Below are 18,734 nucleotides of genomic sequence, written 5' to 3' on the forward strand. Positions count from 1 at the left end.
AAAGCCGGGATGAACTGGACCTCGGCCACGTGGACATGAGAATATGTATAAATGTAAAAGGCGCACCAAATGGTGCGCCTTTTCAACGTGATATCGTATGGGGCTTAGTTCCAGCAGCTGACCAGAACGGTCATATCCGCAGCCAGCGCGGTCAATTCTTCTGGGGCGATTTCCGCAGTATCTTCTGGCGCCGTTGGCGTGATGTCATTGGCGAACAAAAGATCTACGATTGCGGTGCTGCGTGCGGCAAAGCGGGTGATTTCTGGTAGCCTCTGGCCTTCTGGGGACGTGGCGGGCTTCAGCATGCCGATTACTGCACCGGATGTGTCAAAGACTGGACCGCCCGCATCACCAGGCTCTGCAAGAAGGGCAAGACGCTGGATCGTATCTTCGCCATTCAGGCCACGGATGTCTTCCAGGCGCCCATAGGTCAGGGTTGCCGCCGGCAGTACACCTTCAAACGGAAAACCAGCGATAATGACATCGGATTGAATGCGTGCGACACCGTCCCGCATCGCTGCAACGGCGGTGGGGGCAAGGCGTGATTTCGGGCGCAAGGCTGCTATACCAAGAGTGCTGTCAGAGAAAATGACTTCGGCCTCAGTATCGTGGTTCAAAGTGATCTTGCTGCATTGCGCGATCACATCTGTGGTTGTCAGAGTGGTGCCGTCTGACGCGACGAAAAATCCAGAGCGGGATAGGGCTGGCTTGCGGATCTCAAGGCCAGAGATCAAATCGATGCTTTGGTCTTCGCCTGGTGCGCCGGCGGACAGGGGCAGAGTGGTGCCGGTGTTGGGGGTGAAGTTCGATTGCATTGCGCTTAACACGCGGGTGCGACGGCGCTCATCGCCAACGGGCCAAACCAGCGTAAAGCCCTTCACTTCACCATTGGCGAAGCGGGCTTCCGTGTGGCTGATGAAGTCACTGTTCTCACCGGTAAGAGTGAAGCTGTTGGCTTCTTTGCTGCGAGGGCCTTGTGGGGGAACCACATCAAGGGTTTGCATGATGTCGTAGAGACCATGGAGCGTGGCTTGCGTACCAGCTTGTGAGATCAAAAGCACCCGCACGCCGCTGTCATCTTTGGCGTCGAAGTGCACAAATGGGTATTCCTCGCTTGATCGGGTGATCAGGGCCGAGGGGATATCAAGGGTGATGCCAGCCTGCGCGTCATGGTGCGATACCATCCCAATACCGGCAAGGACTTCGTTATAAGTATCAACAAGTTGACGGCGTTGGAGCGTGGTTAAAACCCCAGTTTCCTCAAAGCCATTCGCGGCTTGCCACGCGGACATTGAGCGACGTGTTCCACGACCAAATGATCCATCAATCGCTGCGTTATAAAACCCGTCCCATTGCATCGCGACCTGTAGTTCTTTGCGTTCATCGCGCGTTAGATTTCCTTCAGAACGACGGGCTTCACGTGGGGTCTCATCTGGCAAAATGGGAGAAGAGACCTCAAGAACAGTCTCGGCGGGCACCACAGGTTCCGCTGGGGCAACTGGGACAATCGGATCTGCGGGCACCGTAGATTCTGGGTTGGCCAAGGCCGTGGCCCCCGTGGGCCAAAACTGGCGCGAATAATCGGAACTGATGGTGATGTAAGAATCGCGCGGGATCGCCCCACTGGATTTCAACGTACGCATCCGGGTTTCGGCATCAGTTGCCGTATAGGGACCAAGCGCGATGGCATACCAACCAGAATTCATCCGGAACCCATTGACTTCAAACAATTCATTCGACCAAGCCCGTGCACGTTGTTGGGCAGCTTGCAAATTGGACTTGGCTTCGATTTGAACAAAAGATGTATTTTGTGCGGAAGCAAAGGACGTCGAACCGATCACGAACGAGGGGACTATAAGGAAGGCAGCGAAAAGGCGCGAAAGCATGTGGGTACCCTGTCTGGAAAGTTGAATTCCGTGGTAGCTAGCAGAATGAACCCGGCTTGCACATGCCGATGAGCGGGACGTGGAATTTTGATGTGAAGGTGCGGCAGAATTGTTGTGGGGAAGACCCACAACGTCAACTGCCGCACCTCGCAATTGAATTATGCTTCATATTCCTTTGCGTCTTCTGAAATGGCATCTGTTGAGACATCCGTTGCTGACGCGCGATCGTCTCTGATCTTGGGCGCGCTTTTTTTCCAAGCCATTAAATTTGAACCGATCTCCCGGTAAAATGTAGGAACAATACCCTCAAGATCTGAAATGAAGTTTGCTTGTTGAGTGAACCGCGCACCAAGCCTTTTTGAATGGAAAATATGAAAGCTATGCGGCGATAGGTTCTCTTTCCCTTCCGACGCTTTGTCCGAATTTTCACGCAGCATAGCGACTGGGAATTGTGTTGGATCATTGCGCCCCGGCCACATTAACCGGATGAACAAATCGTCTGTCTTTTCTGTCTTTACCTGCTTTAAAAGCCAATTTAGGCGAGCTTTTGTCGATACCTTATCTTCAGGTGCCCGCAGCGTCATACCGACATCGATGCAGCGTCGTGTTATGTCTGCAGTGACCTCAAGAACTGCCGCAGTATCTGGAATTTCCAAGGACGCAGTAAGCTGACGGTGTTCACGTAATGCGGTGATTTCATCCTTCGTTCTTAGGGTGAGGTCGCTGTGATGTTTTCGGCTGAGGCGTTCGCTGACGTGGGTTTCGGTCATGCGACTTAGAATGAATGACAAGTCCCGTGTTTCCTGATGCCATGCACTGACGACGGTTGCTGCATCGGGGGACTTAGAAGGGATAACGCCGCCGCTAGAAACAAGTTTGTTTAGCTCGACCCATTCTTTGGGCATACGGTCAAAGCCTTTCACACCAGCACTTTCGTGGGACAGAAACCTTCTGAGTTCATTCAGAAGCATGCTTTGGTCTGCGTCGGTGACATTTTCTTGATTGAGCAACAGATCTGCCACGGTCAAAATATACATCCAAGACCAATGAAAGACTGGGATCTTCGATTTGCTTTTTTGTACTTCTTCAATTGGATGTGCGGCGGGGGTGGTTGCGAACTGGTTTGAAATCGTAATGACGCAATCAATTGCATTGTCTTTTGCGAGTTGGCGGTATTTTTCGATTTGGGGCGCATTAAGATCGTTTGAACCAACCTTGGCTTCAATCAACGCTCTCCATTCGCGGCTTCCGGTTTTGAGCACAATAAGGCCATCAGGGCGGTCTTTTGTATCACTCGGGCGATTTTTTAGAACAACCTCTGTGTAGGTTTCAACTTTGGTTCGCACGCCAACACGCTGCCCAACACTTTGCATGAGGTCAGCGCCGAATTCGTCGACTTTAGCCAAGCAAGCCAGAACAATTGATGTCGTTCGACCTTCTTTTGATGTGGTTGATAGAAGAGGAAAAAGACGCGCTTGTTCGCCTTGAATAAGGTATTCGGGAAGTTTTTCTGACATAAAATAAATCCATTAAAAGGTGTAAATATCAAACACGCACAACTACAACATGTCAAATTTTGTCCAAGCGGGGCACATAGGGTTAGGCCGTGTTACACGGGTTGTCTGACAAATAGCCGTTTTGAGCCACATGGTTGAGTTGCATTTCCTTCCATCCCACCCTATTGGATGTTCAACATATATTGCGATAATGGCGGGCTGACCGATGGCGGGTACACATAACAAACCGACTTGTTTCCAGGAGATCATTCTCCGTTTGCAAAACTATTGGGCGGCTAAGGGCTGTGCGATGATGCAGCCTTACGACATGGAAGTGGGCGCGGGAACGTTTCACCCTGCCACAACTTTGCGTTCGCTTGGGACCAAACCTTGGGCTGCGGCCTATGTACAGCCATCGCGTCGCCCAACTGATGGACGTTACGGTGAAAACCCCAATCGTTTACAGCATTATTACCAATATCAGGTACTGATCAAACCCAGCCCCTCTAACTTGCAAGAATTATACCTTGGGTCGCTTGAAGCGATCGGTGTCGACATGGAAATGCATGACATCCGTTTCGTTGAGGATGACTGGGAAAGCCCAACTCTGGGGGCTTGGGGCCTTGGTTGGGAAGTTTGGTGCGACGGCATGGAAGTGTCTCAGTTCACCTATTTTCAACAGGTTGGTGGCCATGATTGCACCCCTGTATCCGGTGAGTTGACGTACGGGCTGGAACGTTTGGCGATGTATGTGCTGGGCGTGGACCATGTTATGGACATGCCGTTTAACGCACCAGATGCTTTGATCCCGCTGACTTATGGTGATGTGTTTAAACAGACCGAGGAAGAATACGCGCGTTGGAACTTTGACGTGGCAAACACAGAAGTTCTGCTGCGTCACTTTGAAGAAGCCGAAGCGGAATGCGAAGCGATCCTCGCGCAGGAACATGATGATCCCAAAACGGGGAAGCGCATCATCATGGCGCACCCGGCCTATGATCAATGCATCAAGGCCAGCCACATTTTTAACCTGCTGGATGCGCGTGGCGTGATTTCTGTGACGGAACGGCAAGCTTACATCGGGCGTGTGCGTGCGTTGTCAAAGCAATGTGCTGACGCCTTTGTGCTGACCGCGGCTGGTGGCGCGGCTGCTTAAGTGGCCATTTTTTGAATTTGGAAACACCCGTTAGGTAAACCTGACGGGTGTTTTTTATTGCAGACTGGAACGTTACGGCAGAACCTTGCCCGGATTCATGATGCCTTTTGGATCCAACGCGGCTTTGATCTTGTGCATCGCGGCAAGGGCGACCGGATCTTTCTGTCGTGCCATGGACGGGCGTTTTGAGCTGCCAATCCCGTGTTCCGCACTAAAGGATCCGTTTAGATCCGTGACCAAATCTTCTATCGCTTCCATCACACGGGTTTTTAGTGCTGGATCAATGCCGCCGAGGTTATCCTGGGGAAGCACACCATAGTGAATGTTACCGTCGCCCAAATGGCTGACGATGGTGCTGCGCATGCCCGGTACAATTGGGGCGAGGGTTTCACGGGCGCGATCCAGAAAGCACTCAACCTGGTCAAGGGGTACCGAAACATCAAAATCAATTGCTGGGCCTTGCGCTGTGGCAACCTCATAAGCGCTTTCGCGGATATGCCAAAATGCCTCGCGCTGGCTGTCGTTCTGGGCAATGGCTGCGTCCAGAACCTCGCTTGCCTCAAATCCATCTGACAAGGCTTCTTCAAGCAAGCCCTCAATCAAGGGGCGCCCGTCTTCGCCGGGGCTGGCAAGCAGTTTCGACGTCGCGCCGAGCTCTGTTAGGATGTTGACCTTGCCGGGTGTTTCCAATGGAAATGCGCGATCACGATTAAGAGATTGATACCCTGTGATGTGGTTTTCGGGCATATATTCAAAAGCTTCGACAGCGCCACCGCTGGTGTCCTGCAGTCTACGCAATAGGCGAAGGGCAGCGGACAACGACGAAACTGACACCAAAGCGGTTGCACGGGCAGTGGGGGCGGGGTGCAGTTGCAACACGGCACGGGTGACGACGCCAAGCGTACCCTCAGCCCCGATTATCAGGTCTTTTAAGGCATATCCGGTGTTGTTTTTGTAAAGCGCGTTCATCAAATTCATGATGCGTCCCCCTGGTAAAACAACTTCCAGGCCCAAAACCAAAGCGCGGGTGTTGCCATAGCGCAAAACATTGGATCCCCCGGCATTTGTTGAAATATTTCCGCCGATCATGCAGCTGCCACGAGCGCCGAAAACCAAGGGGAAAATCAGGTCGTGTTTTGCGACGGCGTCATGAAGGTTTTGCAGGATGACGCCAGCTTCGACCGTGACGGTTCGGGTCTCGACATTCACATCGTCAATTGCATTCATGCGCGCCAAGGATAGAACAATTTGGCGCTCGTCTGTGGTTGGGGTCGCGCCACCTGCAAGGCCTGTGTTGCCGCCTTGTGGAACCACGGGTGTGTTGGTCGCATCGGCCAATTCAAGGATTTGCGCGACCTCGGCCGTACTGGCTGGGCGTACGACCGCGAGGGATTTTCCGATTTTATCACCAAAGACATCAGTATCAAAACCGGCGCGCTCATCATCGCCGGACAAGACATGTTTTTCTCCGCAAATGTCACGAAGTGCTGAGATCAGGTCAGTCATGTGTATAATCCTTTCGCGCCGCCCCGATGTATTTTTCACGGGCCTCTTGAGGGACGTCATCTTCCTCATAGTGGCCGATAAATATGCCAACGCCGCCACCAGGTGTGTTACCTTGGCGCGGGATGATTTGCGCATCTGACATGGTGACGCGTTGACTCATCCTGCGGCCCCATTGCCCAAGACGATCATACATTTTTCTAATGATGTCAGCGTGATCTAGGCTGTTCCCAAGATCTGTGTATTCATTTGGATCATTTCGAAGATCAAATAGCATAGGGGCGAATCCGCCTTCGGAATGCATGAACTTCCAACGATGATCTGTGATCATGAACAAGCGCGCGTCTGTGGGGCTAAGGCCAAGTTCGGCGCACATGGGTGTGCAAGAAAAATCATATTCGCTGACGGCCCAGTCGCGCCATTTAGGTGTTTCACCACGCAGCAAAGGCATAAGCGATTGCCCCTCGCAAATGTGGTGGGGGATTTCGCCACCGGCCACGTCAATGAAGGTGGGCAACAGGTCAATGGCCTCGACCAAAGCATCGCAAGTTTCCCCGCGCATAGCATCTGGCGATGGATCATAGATGATCAAAGGAACCTTGACTGAAGCCTCGTGGAATAGGTCTTTTTCGCCCAGCCAATGATCCCCAAGATAGTCACCATGATCTGATGTAACGACGATCATCGTATCGTCCATCCGACCCGTGGCCTGGAGATGTGCGAACAGGCGTCCCATCTGATCATCGGCTTGTTTGATCAATCCCATATAGGCGGGAATGACCTTTTGCCGAACCTCGTCACGGGCGAATGTCTTGCCAACCTGATTGTTCATGAAGGCGTCGTAAACGGGGTGTGGGGTTTGGCGTTCAATCGGTGATTTTATTGCAGGAACAACATGTTCTGATCCATACCTGTCGTGATAAGGGGCGGGCACGATATAGGGCCAATGGGGTTTGATATAGGACAGGTGACACAACCAAGGATCATCACCTTGAGCGTCGATGAAGTTAATCGCCTCATCGGTTAACCACGGTGTTTCGCTGTCTTCTTCCCGAATGTTGGCGGGTTTGTTGGCGTGTTCCATGAACCAACCCGAGGCGAGGTTGCCTTCGTGGATACCGGCGTTGGCGAACTCGGCCCAGGGGTTTTCACCGGGATAGCCTTTGGATTTTAGATACTCATTATAAGGGGATCGTTTTTCATCGTAGAACCCCTTTGGTCCCTCAGCCCACAGCCCATCATCACGGGCCCATACGTCAAAACCGCATTCCTCTTGGCGGGCTCCGATGATGCTGTCGGGGGCCAGTCCAAGACGTTTCATGCCCTCTACATCGGCTTTCATATGGGTTTTCCCAATGAGGTGACAGGACATGCCGCTAGCACGCAAATGGTCGCCCATTGTCATTTCACCCACACGCAGAGGAAATCCGTTCCATTGCGCGCCATGGGACGATGCATATCGCCCCGTGTAGGTTGACATGCGCGAGGCACCACAGACGGGGGATTGCACGTAGGCACGTGTAAAACGGGTGCCTTTCGCAGCAAGGGCATCCAGGTGAGGGGTGTGCAAATGGGGGTGGCCCGCACAGCTGAGATAGTCAAACCGCAACTGATCAAACATGATGAACAGAATGTTCTTCGCCGTTGTTGAACTCATTTGGATCCCCCGTTTTTCTATGTTTGTGACATAGCTGAAGGGTCAGGCAAAGGGATATGTTAGTCTTGGCGTTTGGCTGTGCATAACAACGTAACGGCGGCCTTTCGTGCATCCCCTGCGGGATCGTCGACGACGCCCATAACGGCGGCGACGATGGCCCCTTGTGCAAGCAACCAGATGCTCAAAGCGATATCGGCTGGGGAAGAAAAACCGGCCTTTTTTGCCAGGTCATGGTAATAGGCCAGCGCCTGCCTTTGATGGGCGCAGGATTGTTGGTGAATAGGATGGTCCACGTCTTGAAATTCGGCGCAGGCCTTGATGAACAGGCAACCGAAAAACCCTTTTTGCGCGAACCATTCTGCATGTGCGTCAAAGACCGCCAACAAGCGGGATTCGGCCGTATCCCCCAGCGCTTCGATCCGAGAGACCATCCATGCTCGAAATTCTTCGTCACGCAGCTGGATTACAGCCAAGATAAGATCGTCTTTCGTGCGAAAGTGATTGTAGATCGCAGTCTTAGAAATACCGGTCTCTTTTGCGACCAGATCCATGCCACTGGCGTGAAAACCATGACGATAATAGACATCCAACGCTTTGCGGACCAGTTCGTCTTTTTTGCTCGGGCGCATTGGATCTCCTTCGATTTTGGCAAAGTTACTGAACTTGCGGGCGAGAGACAAGTCTGAGCGCTTGACTTTAAATACCGATCGGTACATTTAGTAAAAAGAATGATCGGTAATGTTTGAAAGCAAAGGAATGCAAATGCTGCGCCACCCACTTCCCCCGTTCACCCATGAAACGGCCATTGAAAAAGTTCGCCTTGCCGAAGACGGCTGGAATTCGCGCGATGCAGCGCGGGTGACACAGGCCTATAGCGACGATTCCATTTGGCGAAACCGCAATGTGTTTTTGCGCGGCCACGATGAAATTGAAGCGTTCCTATCTGGAAAGTGGGATAAGGAACGACAGTATCGATTGATCAAAGAATTGTGGGCCTTCAGTGGAAATCGGATCGCCGTGCGCTATGCGTATGAGTGGCATGATGCGGATGGGCAGTGGTGGCGTTCATATGGAAATGAGAACTGGGAATTCGACGAAGATGGACGCATGCGCGAGCGTCATGCAAGCCTGAATGACTTGCAAATATCCGAAACAGATAGATTGGCCCATTGGGCGGCGCCCCGATGACCATGCCAGCTTGTCTGATCTTGGACTTTAAGGAAAAAATACAATGACATATCCCTTCGCAGATATCCTTTTTACCGACGACGTGAAACAACTTCAGACGGATGCTGGATCGCGTGAAGGGTATGAAAAAATGGTGACACGCTCTGACCGCCAGCAAGGTGGTCAGACAATAGGTGTTGATGAAAAAGCCTTCATTGAAGCGCGTGATGGATTTTATCAAGCGTCGATTTCCTCGTCCGGTTGGCCCTATTTGCAGTTCCGGGGCGGGCCTGCGGGCTTTGCCAAGGTCACGGGTGAAAGAACTATCGCTTGGGCGGATCTGCGCGGAAACCGGCAGTATATTTCCGCGGGCAACTTGCATCATGAAGATCGCGTCGCGCTGTTCATGATGGATTATCCCAATCGATCGCGCCTAAAAATCTTGGGGCGTGCCAAAATTCTAACCCTGGAAGACGCACCTGATCTGCTGGAACAAGTTGCAACGCCAGAAATGAATGGTCGTGCCGAACGCATCATCGAAGTGACGGTCGAAGCGTTTGACTGGAATTGCCCAGCCCATATCCCACAGCGATTTACAGTATCCGAGTTGGACCCACATCTTGGGCCTTTGCGCGACCACATTGCGAAGCTCGAAGCCGAAAATTTGTGGCTGAACGCGCGACTGGATGCCAAAGAATAACAGCTTCAAGCGGGGGGTTAGGGAAGCTTACCTGTCTCAAATAGGCGTATTTTCAATCCACCATTAGGGATGGGTTTGCCTTCCGACTTGAATTTCAAACCGGTCGCTCGTGCGAGGCCGGCGTCGGTTGTGATGATCCCGACGCGCCAACCTGAAAAACGTTCCAACAAGACCTTCCCAAGCGCGCCGTACAGGCCAAAAAGCAGCTTTTTATTGCCAATACGCGCGCCATAAGGCGGGTTAACAATGACAATACCTGGCGCGCAATCTGGACGTTGCAGATCGCTTACTGGCCCGGTTTGAAATAAGGTCGCGTCGGAAATGCCCGCGCGTTCCGCGTTTTGCTGTGACATGCGCACAGCACCCTGATCGCGATCTGACCCGAAGAACTGCAATTGTGCTTGGCTTGCTGGCTGGGAACGCATTTTCTGCCAAACATTCGCGTCAAAGGTTGCAAGTTTTTCAAAGGCAAAGCTGCGGCTACGTCCTGGCAAAAGTTTGGCGGAAATTTCGGCGGCCTCAAGAATAAAGGTTCCGGATCCGCACATTGGATCAAGCACGGCCTGGCTGCCGTCATAGCCCATTTCATACAGGAACCCGGATGCCAGAGTTTCGCGCATGGGGGCCTTGTTTACCGCGACTTTATGGCCACGTTTGTGCAGGCTTTCGCCCGTGGTATCGACGCTGAAGACGCAATTATTGTCATCAATTCGCAGCTTTAGACAGATGTCTGCATCCGCTGATATTTCTGCGCCTAAGGTTTCTTTGATTGCCGTTTCTACACGCTGTTTCGCGGCACCGGCATGGTATATTTTGGACTTTTTGTTGGTTGAAACTTCTACACGAATGGGGTGGTCTGCGCGCAAAACATCCGCCCATGGGAATTTACGAGACCGCTTGTCCAACTGCGCAAGATGAAAGGCCCGAAATTCACCAATCCGCGCAAGTACGCGCGTGGCTGTTCGCAGTGTCAGGTTCGCCCGCCAAACTTCGCCCCAATCACCTGTGCAGGTAACACCGCCAGGGGTGATTTTTGGGTTTTCAAAGCCAGCGGCTTGCGTCTCGGCAAGAAGGACGGCTTCAAGGCCTGGGGCGATCGAGAGAAATATTTCAAAATTCGTATCCATGCGCCGTATTAACGTAGAAGCTTCGTGCTGGCGACCGAATTCGCGGTGATTTGCTATTTATGGGGGGGCTTGTACCGGCGCGGGCGTGGTTCACGCCACCTGTGACATATCATCTGTTTGGATACCAATGCCGTGGAGATGTTGGGACGAGACAAATCGCCCCAACATAATATCTTGATCTTAGTTGACGATGGTGGCTTCTGTTGCCGCGCGAATTTCTTCGTCTGTCACGCCGTCGGCCAGTTCCAGCAGCTCCAGGCCGCCTTCAACAACGTTGAACACACCAAGGTTGGTGATGATCATGTCAACAACGGCTTTGCCGGTCAGGGGCAGGGTGCATTCTTTCAAAAGCTTGCTTTCGCCCTTTTTGTTGGTCTGGTCCATGACGACCACAACACGGCCAACACCAGCCACCAGATCCATCGCGCCGCCCATGCCTTTAACCAGCTTGCCCGGGATCATCCAGTTGGCCAGATCACCGTTTTCGGCAACTTCCATAGCACCCAGAATCGCCATAGCGATTTTGCCGCCACGGATCATGGCAAAGCTTTGCTCTGAGCCAAAGTAAGATGTGCGGTCAAGTTCGGTGATGGTCTGCTTACCCGCGTTGATCAGATCCGCGTCAATCGCGTCTTCCGTCGGGAAGGGGCCCATGCCCAACATGCCGTTTTCAGACTGTAGCGTCACGTCGACGCCCTCAGGAATATAGTTGGAAACCAGCGTCGGAATGCCGATGCCCAAGTTCACATACCAGCCGTCCTGCAGTTCCTTTGCGGCGCGTGCCGCCATTTGATTACGATCCCACATGTTCTGTCTCTTTCTGTAAATCTTCAGGTGCCTGACGGCATTAAGCGGCGGTTACGGTGCGCTGTTCGATGCGCTTCTCGTGGTCACCTTTGATCACGCGGTGCACATAGATGCCGGGCGTGTGGATCAGATCAGGGTCAAGCGAACCTGTTGGGACGATCTCTTCAACCTCAGCGATGCAGATCTTGCCACAAGTGGCGGCGGCTGGGTTAAAGTTACGGGCGGTTTTACGATAGATCAGGTTGCCCTGTTCGTCGGCTTTCCAGGCTTTCACAATCGCCAAGTCGGCTTTGATACCCGTTTCCAGAATGAAGGTTTCACCGTCGAAATCTTTGTGCTCTTTGCCGTCGGCAATCACGGTGCCAACGCCGGTTTTTGTATAAAAACCTGGGATGCCAGCCCCACCTGCGCGCATGCGTTCCGCAAGCGTGCCCTGTGGGTTGAATTCCAGTTCAAGTTCGCCGGACAGGTACTGGCGCATAAATTCAGCGTTTTCACCCACATAGGAAGAAATCATTTTCTTAACCTGTTTGGTTTGCAGCAGAATGCCGATGCCAAAATCGTCAACGCCGGCATTGTTTGACGCAAATGTCAGGTCTTTTACACCATCTTCCTTGATCGCCTGTAGCAGCAGTTCAGGAATGCCACAAAGGCCGAACCCGCCGGAGGCGATAAACATGCCGTCAGAAAGAACGCCATCCAGCGCTTCTTTTGCGGAACCATAGATTTTTTTCATGAGTGTCTCCCAACGCATGAGGCCAGTTTTTTCATGCCTCAATGAATATCTGGTCGCATTTCTGTACGCGAGATGTTGGGAAGTCAATTGATTGCTGCGCTGCGGCGGGAAATAAAATTTGTTATTTTGCGGGCTGGTTAAAATAAAAACACCCAGCCAAGGCCGGGTGTTTCCATGTTTTTACTGCATTGCAGCGGTTTACTCGATGACATCACCGCTGTCAGTGGCCGTCGCTTTCTTCGCAGGCGCCTTTTTTGCAGCAGGCTTTTTCGCCGTTGTTTTTTTTGCGGCGGGTTTCTTTGCGGCTGTCTTCTTCGCAGCAGGTTTCTTAGCTGCCGCCTTTTTCTTGGGGGCAGCCTTTTTACGTGTGCCCTTTTTCGCCGCTTTTTCTTCGATCAGCACCATGGCTTCTTCAACGGTCAGATGCTCAGGGTTGGTTTCCTTCGGCAGGGTGGCGTTGACCTTTTCCCATTTCACATAGGGGCCATATTTGCCTTCCATGATCTGGATCGGGCCACCATCATCAGGATGATCACCCAGTTCACGCAGGATCTTGGCAGCCGCACCACGCCCGCCACGGGACGCTACTTTTTCCGCCAAAAGCTGAACTGCCCGATTCATGCCCACTGTGAACACTTCATCCAAATCTTCAAGGTTGGCGTTGGTGCCGCCCCGGTTCGACGTGGTATCCGCATGTTTCAAATAGGGGCCATAGCGACCAATATTCGACCAGACATTTACGCCATCTTCGGGGTGCGGCCCCAGGAGGCGCGGCAAGGACAGAAGCTTAACAGCCGTGGCCAATTCAACATCCTCTGGCGGCCATTCTTTTGGAATGGATTGACGGTTCGGTTTTTTGTTTTCTTCAGTCACTTCACCACGTTGGGCATAGGGGCCAAAGCGACCTTTATGCACCCAAATGTTGTCGCCTTCATCTTGACCCAACATCTTACCTTCTGGTGGAATCGCGCTTTCGCTTTCCATGCCAGGGGGGCCGAAGGGGCGCGTGTAGCGGCATTCAGGATAGTTGGAACAGCCAATGAAAGCGCCGCCGGAACGCGCTGTGCGCATGGACAAACGACCTACGCCACAGTTTTTACAAGCGCGTGGATCAGACCCATCTTCTGTTGGTGGGAACAGGTGCGGTTCTAGAACTTCGTTAATTTTATCAAGAACTTCGGTGATGCGCAGTTCCGTGGTTTCACCGATGGCAGCTGAGAAGTCGCGCCAGAAACGGGCCAAGACGTCTTTGTAATCGGCGTTGCCTGCAGAGACTTCATCAAGTTCATTTTCCAAGTTCGCTGTGAATTCATACCCGACGTATTTGCGGAAATAATTGTTGAGGAACACAGTCACAAGACGACCTTTATCTTCTGGATAAAGACGGTTCTTGTCCTTGCGTACATATTCACGATCTTGAATCGTCGTCACAACTGAAGCGTATGTGGAAGGACGACCAATGCCGAGTTCTTCCATGCGTTTCACAAGGGTCGCCTCAGTATAGCGGGGCGGCGGTTGTGTGAAATGCTGATCCGGGGTGACGGATGCCTTCTTGGCGGCTTCACCAGAAGCGATCTGTGGCAGACGTTTATCGTCTTCATCCACCACATCATCGCGACCTTCTTCATAGACTTTCATGAAGCCGTCAAACAACATCACCTGACCAGAGGCGCGCAGTTCAATCTGTTTGTCCGCGCTGCCGACAGTCACGGTCGTGCGTTCCATACGCGCCGCTTCCATTTGGCTGGCAAGCGTGCGCTTCCAGATCAAATCATATAGTTTGCGCTGATCTGGATCGGCAATCTTCAAATCTTCGGTGGCCTTGGACAGTTCGGTCGGACGAATACATTCATGCGCTTCCTGCGCGTTCTTCGCCTTGTTTTTATAGACCCGTGGCGACGCAGGGACATATTCCTTGCCGTAACGACCAGCAATCGCATCACGTGCGGCCGTGATGGCCTCGGGTGCCATGTCGATACCATCGGTCCGCATATAGGTGATCAACCCGGCCTCATACAAACGTTGGGCGCAAGACATGGTTTGCCGCGCACCAAAGTTGAACTTGCGGCTGGCCTCTTGTTGAAGGGTCGAGGTCATGAAGGGCGGGGATGGGTTCCGGCTTGCGGGTTTCGCTTCAACGCTTGCAATCGACAGATCACGCGAATTGATCGCATGGACGGCCAATTCTGCAGCTTCAGTTGTCGCGATATCGAATTTATCCAGCTTTTTGCCACCAAGAACAGTAAGTTTGGCTTCAAAGCTTTGACTGCGTGGGGTTTCAAGCATTGCTTTAACCGACCAATATTCGCGGTTATTAAAGCTTTCGATTTCCATTTCGCGTTCAACGATCAAACGCAGACAGACCGATTGTACGCGACCCGCTGATCGTGCGCCAGGCAGTTTACGCCATAGAACCGGTGACAGGTTAAAGCCCACTAGGTAATCGAGGGCGCGGCGTGCCAAGTAAGCTTCAACCAATTCCATATCGACATCACGCGGGTTTTTCATCGCTTCCGTCACGGCGGATTTGGTGATCGCGTTGAAAACCACGCGCTTCACAGGCGTGTCTTTCTTGATGGCCTTACGTTTGGTTAGGGCTTCCTGCAGGTGCCATGAAATTGCTTCGCCTTCGCGGTCGGGGTCGGTCGCGAGGATCAGGTCGTTGTCATCCGCAAGGGCATCGACGATTGCTTTGACGTGCTTTTTGCTGTCGCTCGCGATCTCCCATTTCATGTCGAAATCGTTCTCTGTATCTACGGATCCATCCTTGGGTGGCAGATCGCGCACGTGCCCATAAGAGGCAAGAACCACGTAATCATCACCGAGATACTTGTTAATAGTCTTGGCTTTGGCCGGGGATTCGACGACGACAACAGGCATGAAATTCCTTTCGACTCATAAAGAGTGTATAGCGGCGCAAAATGTGCGAGGGATGGGATGAAAGTCAATGGGGCAATCTGATCACAACATTACGAGTGTTGCCCATTGGATGAAATTCAAACCTTCATTCTTGGCGCAACAGCCGTAAAACGCCCCCGGTTTTGCGTTCTATGCGTCCGTCGATTTCCAATCTGGTTAACAATAGGTCTAGGTCAGGCAAGGTCACGTTGAGATCTTCCATCAGTTGGGTTTCCGCCAAAGGGGCGGTCGTCAATGTGTTGAGAATTTGATTGTGCAACTCGGCGACCTCTGCCGGGCGTTTGCGTGGCGGGCGCTTGCGCGGGGAACTGTGGTCGAGGTCGCTGACGGTATCTATCAGTTCGGCAGCGGGTGTTGGTTGATCTTGAAGCTGGGGAAGGGCGGTTAGAATATCATCGACGTTGCGGATCAAGGTCGCGCCATCGCGGATCAACGCGTTGCACCCGCTGGCCCGCATATCAATTGGATGCCCAGGAACGGCCAATACATCACGTCCCTGATCCAGCGCGTTTTTTGCGGTGATCATAGATCCAGATTTCAACGCGGCTTCCACCACCAAGACCCCCTGACTAAGCCCCGAGATGATTCTGTTGCGCATGGGGAAATGCCGCGCCGTGGGTTTTGTGCCTGCAGGATGTTCAGACAGGATTAACCCATTTTTCGCAATGCCGTTATGTAAGGCTTTGTTTTCAGATGGGTAAATCACATCGACCCCGCCTGCAACGACAGCAATGGTGCCAAACGCCAAAGCCCCGTTATGTGCGGCACTGTCTGTCCCGCGTGCTAGGCCTGAAACCACGATGATCCCATTTTTTCCCAACTCACCGGCCAATCGTTTTGCCATGCGCAACCCGATGGATGACGCGTTGCGCGCGCCGACAATGGCGACGGCCGGGCGTTGCAATAGATCGATATTTCCCTTTGCCCAAAGTGCTGCAGGCGGATCTGGGATGTCTTTCAGGGGGGCGGGGTAGAAGGGGTCGCCCCATAAGATTAAGCTTGCCTTGGCGGCCTTTCCTGCCTTGAGTTCCTGATGGACCTGTTCGCGTGCAATAGGCGACCAATCTGGGCGGTCTTGCGCCATGACATCAATGGCGACGCGCGCGGATCCGTGTCGATCCAGCAGGCGATAAAATGTTGTTAGCCCGACCTTTGGCGAACGGATCAATTGCAGCCGCGCAAAACGTTCCTTTGGATCCGGCGGGGCAAGTTCCGCCGTGTTTCCTGTAAACAGATCGTGGTCAATGTGTTCCAAATCATTCGCCCCAGAGGCCAGATTACCCTGGCACAGACAGTGACACAGAAGCGGTTAATGATTTCTAAAGAAAGTCAGGAGAACACATCCGTTGTGTCTGGTTCAGGCTGGAACAGTGCTTTGTGGAAGACTCGAAGGAGTAACCATGTGAATAAGTTCGCAAGAAGAAAGGGCAAAAGAGCTATGAAAAACACAGAGGTTTCGCTTAAGCGCAAGAAGAAAATAGACTCCAAACTGGCTCCTAGGTAATGGATCAAAAGCTGCGAGAGCAGGCCACCAAGCAGTGCAACAATCAAGACACTACTCAAGCCGCCTCTTCCATGACGAAACAGATATCTGAACAGGAAAAACATAATGGGGAAGGACAAAATCTGAACTACCATAGATATTCCATAGATAATCGCGGCATCGTCTGTGAAATTTCGATGTAGAGATGTGATACTTACTTCTATGGTCGCAAAGCTGACAATGGAGACTATAAGTGCAATCACTGGAGCCAGTATAAGCGCAAGCAGCAGCCGCCATGCAATCTTTTCCTGTGCTGCCTTGGCATTGGTGTGAAACAGCCAGTGAGAACGTCGCATGTGAAACCCCTTACTCAATAATTCTTATCTTAAACAGCCGTGTGACTGGCACGAGAGGCACATTAGGTCAATCCATAGCGCAATAGAGATATGGCTCTACGCAACAACGTGTTTGTTACTACACTAGAGCCAAGAAAGCTGTGAAGCATTAGGTTGCAGCGCCACCAACTGTTAGCCCTGAGATCAACAAACTTGGCTGTCCCACGCCCACGGGCACCCATTGGCCTTGTTTGCCACAGTTGCCCATGCCGGGATCCATTTCCATGTCGTTGCCGATGGTGCGGATTTGGTTCAAGGCGGTGGCACCGTCACCAATTAGGGTGGCGCCTTTGACGGGGGCGCCGACTTTGCCGCCTTCCACGCGATAAGCTTCGGTACAGGAAAACACGAATTTACCATTGGTGATATCAACCTGACCACCGCCAAACCCAACCGCATAAATACCGTCTTTTAGCCCAGATAGAACTTCTTCGCGGGTTGCGTCACCGCCCAGCATATAGGTGTTGGTCATGCGCGGCATTGGCGCATGGGCATAGCTTTGGCGACGACCGTTGCCGGTGGCCTCAACCCCCATCAGGCGGGCGTTTTGGCGATCTTGCATGAAGCCGGTTAGAATGCCGTCCTCGATCAACACGTTCTTGCCGCCGGGTGTGCCTTCGTCGTCAATCGTGACGGATCCCCGGCGGTCAGGCATGGTGCCATCATCCAAAACGGTGACGCCTTTTGCAGCGATGCGTTTGCCCATGAGGCCCGCAAAAGCGGATGATCCCTTGCGATTGAAGTCGCCTTCCAGCCCGTGACCAATGGCTTCGTGCAGCAAAATACCAGGCCAGCCAGGGCCAAGCACAACATCCATGACGCCAGCCGGGGCAGGGACGGCCTCAAGGTTCACATTTGCGACGCGCAATGCTTCACGCGCAACCGATTGCCAATGATCGCGCTGCATCAGTCCAAGGATACCGGCACGTCCGCCACCACCAGCACCGCCGCTCTCGCGCCGACCGTCTTTTTCAACGATCACTGAGATATTCAGGCGCGCCATGGGGCGGACGTCCGTGAGGCGCGTGCCTTCGGGGCGTAGAATTTCGATTTCCTGCACGGATGCGGCAAGGGTTGCTGAGACTTGAACAACACGTGGATCAAGACTGCGCAGGAAATCATCGATCTCGCGCAATACTTCAAGCTTCACAGCAAAAGGCGCCTCAGAGATAGGATCCAGAGGTTGATAAAGCTGTGTATTCGTACGGCGCGGGGCATCCGCGAGGGTGCCACCTCCAGATGCTACCGCGAGGCGCGCGGTCTCTGCGGCACGCTTCATGGCAGATTCGGTCATTTCTGTGGAATGGGCATACCCCGTGGTTTCCCCTTTGACCGCCCGCAGGCCAAAGCCTTCGGAGGCATCAAAACTTGCCGTTTTAAGACGACCGTCGTCAAACACCAATGCCTCAGAGCGGGCGCGTTCCAAGAAAATCTCGCCATCATCCGCGCCATTCAGCGTCTCTCGCAGTAAGGTTAATGCGCGGGCCTCATCAAATGTCTCGTCAAAAGGGCGGAAACGATCAGTTGCAGGTGTCTGTGGGGTGTTCATTGGTGTGGCTCCGCCTCTGTTTCAACGCCATTTAAGCCGTCTTGGCCAATTGGTCGCAGGAAATTGGTGATAAAATCACAAATGTGGGCCAAAAGCGCACATGAATTACTTGTTCCATACGCCTTAATATGGTTTCAAGCAGGCCAGACACAA

The 18,734-nt window shown here is 52.7% G+C and carries 14 protein-coding genes and 1 pseudogene; 3 read left to right on the forward strand and 12 right to left on the reverse strand.

The window, feature by feature from the left end:
- Positions 1-104: 104 nt before the first annotated feature.
- Positions 105-1,886, reverse strand: coding sequence for a serine protease (locus RJ38_RS16970; protein ID WP_039020046.1), 1,782 nt, complete (start codon positions 1,884-1,886; stop codon positions 105-107).
- Positions 1,887-2,044: 158 nt separating this feature from the next.
- A complete protein-coding gene (locus tag RJ38_RS16975) occupies positions 2,045-3,403 on the reverse strand; it encodes a hypothetical protein (RefSeq protein ID WP_039020047.1) in 1,359 nt (452 codons plus the stop codon).
- Between the two features lie 205 nt (positions 3,404-3,608).
- Here RJ38_RS16975 and RJ38_RS16980 point away from each other — a divergent pair, with 205 nt between their 5' ends.
- Positions 3,609-4,538: a glycine--tRNA ligase subunit alpha gene (locus RJ38_RS16980; RefSeq protein WP_039020048.1), complete on the forward strand. Its 930-nt coding sequence runs from the start codon at positions 3,609-3,611 to the stop codon at positions 4,536-4,538.
- A gap of 72 nt (positions 4,539-4,610) precedes the next feature.
- On the opposite strand, the gene RJ38_RS16985 is transcribed toward RJ38_RS16980, so the two are convergent.
- Genes RJ38_RS16985 through RJ38_RS16995 form a run of 3 tightly spaced genes read right to left on the reverse strand, consistent with a single transcriptional unit; the run spans position 4,611 to position 8,327 of the window.
- Entirely contained in the window at positions 4,611-6,044 is a 1,434-nt protein-coding gene (locus tag RJ38_RS16985) for an FAD-binding oxidoreductase (protein WP_039020049.1), read from the reverse strand.
- Entirely contained in the window at positions 6,037-7,698 is a 1,662-nt protein-coding gene (locus tag RJ38_RS16990) for a sulfatase-like hydrolase/transferase (RefSeq protein WP_039020050.1), read from the reverse strand. Before RJ38_RS16990 ends, RJ38_RS16985 begins: the two co-directional genes overlap by 8 nt.
- A 59-nt stretch (positions 7,699-7,757) precedes the next feature.
- Positions 7,758-8,327, reverse strand: a complete 570-nt coding sequence (locus RJ38_RS16995) for a TetR/AcrR family transcriptional regulator (RefSeq protein ID WP_039020051.1) — start codon at positions 8,325-8,327, stop codon at positions 7,758-7,760.
- Positions 8,328-8,460: 133 nt separating this feature from the next.
- On the opposite strand from RJ38_RS16995, the pseudogene RJ38_RS17000 reads away from it, so the two are divergent.
- A pseudogene (locus RJ38_RS17000) lies at positions 8,461-8,917 on the forward strand (nuclear transport factor 2 family protein).
- A gap of 12 nt (positions 8,918-8,929) precedes the next feature.
- A complete protein-coding gene (locus tag RJ38_RS17005) occupies positions 8,930-9,565 on the forward strand; it encodes a pyridoxamine 5'-phosphate oxidase family protein (protein WP_039020052.1) in 636 nt (211 codons plus the stop codon).
- A 17-nt stretch (positions 9,566-9,582) separates the two neighbouring features.
- On the opposite strand, the gene RJ38_RS17010 is transcribed toward RJ38_RS17005, so the two are convergent.
- From RJ38_RS17010 to tldD, 7 genes are all read right to left on the reverse strand, one after another.
- On the reverse strand, positions 9,583-10,692 hold the full coding sequence (locus tag RJ38_RS17010) for a THUMP domain-containing class I SAM-dependent RNA methyltransferase (RefSeq protein ID WP_039020053.1): 1,110 nt from the start codon (positions 10,690-10,692) through the stop codon (positions 9,583-9,585).
- Positions 10,693-10,872: 180 nt separating this feature from the next.
- The gene (locus tag RJ38_RS17015; RefSeq protein ID WP_039020054.1) at positions 10,873-11,499 is read right to left on the reverse strand and encodes a 3-oxoacid CoA-transferase subunit B; all 627 of its coding nucleotides are present in this window, start codon (positions 11,497-11,499) and stop codon (positions 10,873-10,875) included.
- A gap of 40 nt (positions 11,500-11,539) precedes the next feature.
- Positions 11,540-12,235, reverse strand: a complete 696-nt coding sequence (locus RJ38_RS17020) for a CoA transferase subunit A (protein ID WP_039020055.1) — start codon at positions 12,233-12,235, stop codon at positions 11,540-11,542.
- A 198-nt stretch (positions 12,236-12,433) separates the two neighbouring features.
- Complete coding sequence (gene topA / locus RJ38_RS17025; RefSeq protein WP_039020056.1) at positions 12,434-15,115, reverse strand: type I DNA topoisomerase; 2,682 nt, start codon at positions 15,113-15,115, stop codon at positions 12,434-12,436.
- Between the two features lie 124 nt (positions 15,116-15,239).
- Positions 15,240-16,409, reverse strand: a complete 1,170-nt coding sequence (gene dprA, locus RJ38_RS17030) for a DNA-processing protein DprA (RefSeq protein WP_337588984.1) — start codon at positions 16,407-16,409, stop codon at positions 15,240-15,242.
- A 74-nt stretch (positions 16,410-16,483) separates the two neighbouring features.
- A complete protein-coding gene (locus RJ38_RS17035) occupies positions 16,484-16,993 on the reverse strand; it encodes a hypothetical protein (RefSeq protein ID WP_039020057.1) in 510 nt (169 codons plus the stop codon).
- A gap of 148 nt (positions 16,994-17,141) precedes the next feature.
- Positions 17,142-18,581 (reverse strand): metalloprotease TldD, encoded by a 1,440-nt coding sequence (tldD, locus tag RJ38_RS17040; RefSeq protein ID WP_039020058.1) that lies wholly within the window; start codon positions 18,579-18,581, stop codon positions 17,142-17,144.
- Positions 18,582-18,734: the final 153 nt, after the last annotated feature.

This window comes from Halocynthiibacter namhaensis (assembly GCF_000812685.1).
Classification (GTDB): domain Bacteria; phylum Pseudomonadota; class Alphaproteobacteria; order Rhodobacterales; family Rhodobacteraceae; genus Halocynthiibacter; species Halocynthiibacter namhaensis.

Bases quoted from the DNA above. Each gene is read 5' to 3' on its own strand.
- RJ38_RS16970 (WP_039020046.1), bottom strand. From the start codon at position 1,886: ATGCTTTCGCGCCTTTTCGCTGCCTTCCTTATAGTCCCCTCGTTCGTG.
- RJ38_RS16975 (WP_039020047.1), bottom strand. From the start codon at position 3,403: ATGTCAGAAAAACTTCCCGAATACCTTATTCAAGGCGAACAAGCGCGT.
- RJ38_RS16980 (WP_039020048.1), top strand. From the start codon at position 3,609: ATGGCGGGTACACATAACAAACCGACTTGTTTCCAGGAGATCATTCTC.
- RJ38_RS16985 (WP_039020049.1), bottom strand. From the start codon at position 6,044: ATGACTGACCTGATCTCAGCACTTCGTGACATTTGCGGAGAAAAACAT.
- RJ38_RS16990 (WP_039020050.1), bottom strand. From the start codon at position 7,698: ATGAGTTCAACAACGGCGAAGAACATTCTGTTCATCATGTTTGATCAG.
- RJ38_RS16995 (WP_039020051.1), bottom strand. From the start codon at position 8,327: ATGCGCCCGAGCAAAAAAGACGAACTGGTCCGCAAAGCGTTGGATGTC.
- RJ38_RS17005 (WP_039020052.1), top strand. From the start codon at position 8,930: ATGACATATCCCTTCGCAGATATCCTTTTTACCGACGACGTGAAACAA.
- RJ38_RS17010 (WP_039020053.1), bottom strand. From the start codon at position 10,692: ATGGATACGAATTTTGAAATATTTCTCTCGATCGCCCCAGGCCTTGAA.
- RJ38_RS17015 (WP_039020054.1), bottom strand. From the start codon at position 11,499: ATGTGGGATCGTAATCAAATGGCGGCACGCGCCGCAAAGGAACTGCAG.
- RJ38_RS17020 (WP_039020055.1), bottom strand. From the start codon at position 12,235: ATGAAAAAAATCTATGGTTCCGCAAAAGAAGCGCTGGATGGCGTTCTT.
- topA (WP_039020056.1), bottom strand. From the start codon at position 15,115: ATGCCTGTTGTCGTCGTCGAATCCCCGGCCAAAGCCAAGACTATTAAC.
- RJ38_RS17035 (WP_039020057.1), bottom strand. From the start codon at position 16,993: ATGCGACGTTCTCACTGGCTGTTTCACACCAATGCCAAGGCAGCACAG.
- tldD (WP_039020058.1), bottom strand. From the start codon at position 18,581: ATGAACACCCCACAGACACCTGCAACTGATCGTTTCCGCCCTTTTGAC.